Origin of the sequence: Anaerococcus sp., from assembly GCF_030825785.1 — a bacterium.
GTDB lineage: Bacteria > Bacillota > Clostridia > Tissierellales > Peptoniphilaceae > Anaerococcus.
Genome location: NZ_JAPJPG010000068.1, coordinates 1 through 4,896 on the forward strand (window position 1 = coordinate 1; position 4,896 = coordinate 4,896).

Below are 4,896 nucleotides of genomic sequence, written 5' to 3' on the forward strand. Positions count from 1 at the left end.
ATATTTATCTTAATCTTCGTTTTAATCCTTGTCTTTGTCCTTGTCCTTATCCTTATCTTTATTGTATTCCACTTTTGGTGGTGTATAGACTAAGGTTGAGTAGACTGTTGGCATCCTGTAATCCCAGTCTCTTGGAATAATGCCATTGAACTTGTTAGGATCATATTCGTTTTTTTCAGCTATTAATGATCTAGTTTGAATAAAGAACTTTGGTGTGACATCACTTGCCAATAGATTGTTTCTTGAATCTATATAAGCCCATTTGTGCATGTCATCTTCTTCTTTTGGATAGTTTTCTGGACCGAAGATTTCTTCCTTGACAGTACCACGTGGGTCTGCCCTTGAAGCATCTGTAGGAAGCTTACCACTTATGGTGTCTACTTCCATGTGTCTTATACCATCTGGTTCTTCAAAACTTACCGGTTCACTGTCAGCGAGTATTTCTGTATTTATAACATTCCACATAAGAGCTGCCCTATCTACACTGTTGCTGTTTAGGTGGATATTTTGATTATCAGCTCCCATCCAAACTCCAACTGTGTAGTAAGGAGTATATCCTACGCACCAGAAGTCAGTCTTATCATCAGTTGTTCCGGTCTTGGTTGCGTAATCTGTTCCGTTTAGGTGGATATTTCCATAGTATTCGCCTGCACTTTCTAGGGCTGAAGTTACTTGATAGGCTGTTTCTGGACTTGTTACTGTGTGTTTAACTAGGTTTTCTTCATCGAAGATTACTTCTCCTTGGGAGTCGGTTATCTTTGAGAAGGTAAGAGGTTCCTTGTACTCACCCTTATTGGCAAGGGCTGCGTAGGCTGCTGTCATATCGAGTGTGGTTAGTCCGTGACTCATAGCACCAACTCCTAGGGCTGCGAGGTTTTCGTCATTTAAGTCAGGATTTTCATCTTTGGTCACGAAATAATCTCTGCCATTGTCTTTGATTAGGCCAAAGTTTCTAAGATATTCAAGACTTGTATCGATTCCTACCTTATTGAGGGTAGACACTGCTATTGTATTTATACTCATCTTGATGGCTTCTCTTATAGGGGTGTAGCCCATGTAGTAGCCATATACATTGACAGGCCAAGCTTCGCCATCTTCGGTTAGTTCAAAAGGAACATCGTCTACACCAGTTGCGAGGTTAAAGCCATGATCTAGGGCAGCTGTATAAGTTGCTATAGGCTTGATTGATGAACCAGGTTGTCTTGGAACGCTTGATGCCCTGTCTAAGATATTGATTCCTTCTTGGTCACGTCCTCCCATCAAGGCCTTGATATGGCCAGTCTTCTGATCTATTATTACAGATGATGATTGAGGTTGGATTACCCCGTTTAGGTCTATATCGTAATAGTCCTTGTTAAGGCTAATAGATCCGTCGTCATAGGCTGTAAAAAGATTTGGGTTATTATCTAGATATTTCTTGCTAATTACTATATTGTTATCCTCATCCTGATAGATATCTTCGTTGGACTCGAACTCTATTCGTCCAGTCCTATGAGTTCTAAGGTTGGAGTTTGTTTCATCCAAGGAATAGAAATCTTTAAAGATAAGCTTGGTTTGGTCAAGGTAGGCCTTATTTGTCGCAAGTATTAGGTCTCCTGTCTCATCATGCCAAGCCTCATCAGAACTTAAGTAAAGGTCGTTATTTTCATCTAGGAGATTTGCTCTCTTATAATAGAGTAAGACCCCACTAGAATTTACTATATTTCCCCAATTATCATAAGATAAATCAAGTAGGGGAGCATAGCCCAAGCCTTCGCTATTTCCTATCAAATGTTCTGAAAAATTGGCATAGATATCTTCAAGCTTTTCTTGAAGGCCCTTATCTAGGGTCGTCGTAATCTTAAGCCCTCCGTAGTAAAGCTTATCCCAGGCTTGGTTTTCTGAAATATTTAATACATCCATGAGCTTATTCACTACTTGACGCTCTAGAAGAGAGTTAAAGTAGCTAGCGATTTCTGTATTAGATCTTTCCGATGGTTCTACTGTGCTTGCCACATCAAAGTCTTTGGCTTCTTTGTATTGAGTCTCGTTGATATAGCCATTTTCTAGCATCTTATCTAGGACGTATTCTTCCCTTTTGTAAGGAGCTTCGTTATATACTGCTGAGTATTTATTTCCGTCTATACTAAATTCACCTAGAACTCTTTGGTCTGTAACCTCACTTGTCTTAATTGACTTATAAAGAGAGTTTTCTGAAGGTGATTGGACGATTCCTGCTAGGGATGCACATTGGGCAAGATTCAGCTCGGATACGTCCTTATTGAAGTAAGTTTTAGCTGCAGCTTGGACTCCGTAAGAGTTTTGTCCCATGAAGACCCTGTTTAGATAAGCTCCTAGGATTTCGTCTTTTTCGAGATATTTCTCAATCTCTAGGGCAAGATAAATCTCCCTTATCTTTCTTTCGTAGGTTTGATCGTTAGATAGGTAGGTGTTTCTTGCAAGCTGTTGGGTTATAGTAGATCCACCCCTTACGATTGATCCTGCTTTCATATTTTCAATAGTAGAACCTAGGATTGATAGGGGATCTATACCATTGTGTTTATAAAATCTTTCATCTTCAACTGCGACAAATGCATTTTTTAAATTCTCTGGTATGTCTTTATAATCTACTATCTGTCTGTATTCGCTTGTAGCAATCGAATCGACTTCGTTTCCGTTTTCATCCACTATTGTTGAGTTTTGGCTCATTTCGTATTTTATGCTGTTAGCATCAATCTTGGGAGCAGTCTTCATTACTTCTAGTATTGCTCCACCAGTCATGCCAGCAAAAATAACTCCAAGGCCAGCTACAAATAATATTACAACTAGTATTATTTTTCCAACAAGAGCGGCAAGTTTATTATGCATAATGCCTCCATGATTTATTTTTAATATTCTAGATACTATCATTTTATCATTTTTAAGTAAATACTTCCAGACTTATTAACTTTTATAATCAAGGGATTAGTCGTATAATCATTTTAGAAAGGAAGTTTATGCAAAGAGTTATACAAGTTAATGCAGTAGACAAGGACGACGATCTCGACAATAAGATCTATGAATTAGAGTCTTTGATTAATACTGCAGGAGGAAAGACTGAGGCTTACGTATCCCAAAAGGTAAGCAAGGTCAATCCTAGATATTATATAGGTAAGGGAAAAGTCGAAGAGATTATGGACCTTGCCCAAAAAAACGACATAGATACGGTAATATTTGACGTAGAATTATCAGCAAGTCAGCTTTATAATCTAGAAGAAGAGATGAAACTTCACGTAGTGGACTGGACAACTCTTATCCTAGATATTTTTGCTATGCGTGCAAATACCAAGGAAGCAAGACTTAAGATAAAGCTTGCCCAATTAAAATATCAATTGCCAAGGATTAACAAGTGGTTTTCCTACCTATCAAGACAGGCCGGAGGAATCGGCACGAGGGGACCTGGAGAGACCATGCTTGAGACAGATAGGCGTGCTATTGTAAGAGATATCAAGTCTTTGGAAAAGGCCCTTAAGGATCTGGATAAGACTAAAATGATAAATAGAAAATCGAGAAAGGATATCCACAACATATCTTTAGTGGGCTATACCAACGCAGGAAAGTCTACTATCCTAAATGGAATGCTGAAGCTTTTTGGTGAAGAAAAGTATGTATATTCGGACGATTTGCTTTTTGCAACCCTAGATACATCGACTAGGAGATTAGATTTTTCTAATACTAAGGTCACCTTGACAGATACTGTAGGTTTTATTGATAACCTCTCCAAGGAGCTTAATGACTCTTTCCTAACAACCCTAGACGAGGTTAGATTTGCCGACATGCTCCTTATAGTTATCGATTCAAGTCACAATATTGACCACCAGATAGAGACCATCGAAAAGTCTCTTGAAGGAATTGATATAGGAAATAAGGAAATTCTTTATGTCTTTAACAAGATGGATAAGGTCTGCGATAAGCTAGGTGTAAGCCTATACAAAAGAGATAGCGAAAAAATCTACATGTCAGCCCACAAGGAAGAAGACCTCATAAGACTTAAGGAGAAAATCGTAAAAATCATAAAGGAAGATTATGAGCTTGTAGAAATGGCAATTCCATTTGAAGATGGAAGGGTCCTAGACTATATCATGAGTAATTACGATATTATAGAAAGAGACTATAATCCAACTTCTAGCATATTGAAATTAGAAATAAGCAAAGAGGACTATTCGAAATATGACAGATATATTAAAAAAGTATAGGACCATAAAGGGATTTAAGACTAGCGAGTTTGAAGAGGAAAAGTCAAGATTTATAACAAGTGCTAAATATGTAGAAAGTGAAGAAGAGGCCATTAGTTTTATCGAAGAGATAAAGGATAAAAACAAGCAAGCAACTCACAACTGCTCGGCCTATATCATAAATGAAATCCCTGAGATTAAAAGATACTCAGACGATGGCGAACCCCAAGGTTCTGCGGGCCTTCCTATGCTATCTGTTCTTGAAAAAGAAGAGGTCAGAAATATTTGTGTTGTCGTTACCAGATATTTCGGTGGCAAGCTCTTAGGAAAAGGGGGACTTATAAGGGCCTACACCAGGGGAGTTACTGATACTGTATCGCCCAATATAGTTTGTAAGAGAGAGTATTTTGAAGTAGAATTAATTCATTCGTATACGGTGCTTGGTATAATTGAAAACTACCTAGCAGAAAATAAGCTTAAGGTCATATATAAGGATTTTACTGATTTGGTTAAGATTAAGCTTCATATTAGAAGCGAAGATTACCCAAAGATAGAAAAAGACCTTATCAATTTAACAAGTGCCAATATCAAAATAGATGTCAAAGATACTTTGATGTTATTTGAAGAAAAATAGGAGGAAATATGTCAGGACATAATAAATGGAGCAAGATTAAAAATAAAAAAGGAAGTGAAGATGCCAAAA

3 protein-coding genes are annotated in these 4,896 nt (G+C 37.7%); 2 read left to right on the top strand and 1 reads right to left on the bottom strand.

Translation table 11 applies throughout. From position 1 onward, the window contains the following. Positions 1-21: 21 nt before the first annotated feature. On the bottom strand, positions 22-2,847 hold the full coding sequence (locus RCH56_RS07405) for a transglycosylase domain-containing protein (protein ID WP_306484336.1): 2,826 nt from the start codon (positions 2,845-2,847) through the stop codon (positions 22-24). 128 nt (positions 2,848-2,975) lie between these two features. On the opposite strand from RCH56_RS07405, the gene hflX reads away from it, so the two are divergent. Together hflX and RCH56_RS07415 are read left to right on the top strand one after the other, a co-directional pair. Further along, on the top strand, positions 2,976-4,214 hold the full coding sequence (gene hflX / locus RCH56_RS07410) for a GTPase HflX (protein WP_306484337.1): 1,239 nt from the start codon (positions 2,976-2,978) through the stop codon (positions 4,212-4,214). Beyond that, positions 4,189-4,827 (top strand): YigZ family protein, encoded by a 639-nt coding sequence (locus RCH56_RS07415; protein ID WP_306484338.1) that lies wholly within the window; start codon positions 4,189-4,191, stop codon positions 4,825-4,827. Before hflX ends, RCH56_RS07415 begins: the two co-directional genes overlap by 26 nt. The last annotated feature ends 69 nt before the right edge of the window (positions 4,828-4,896 follow it).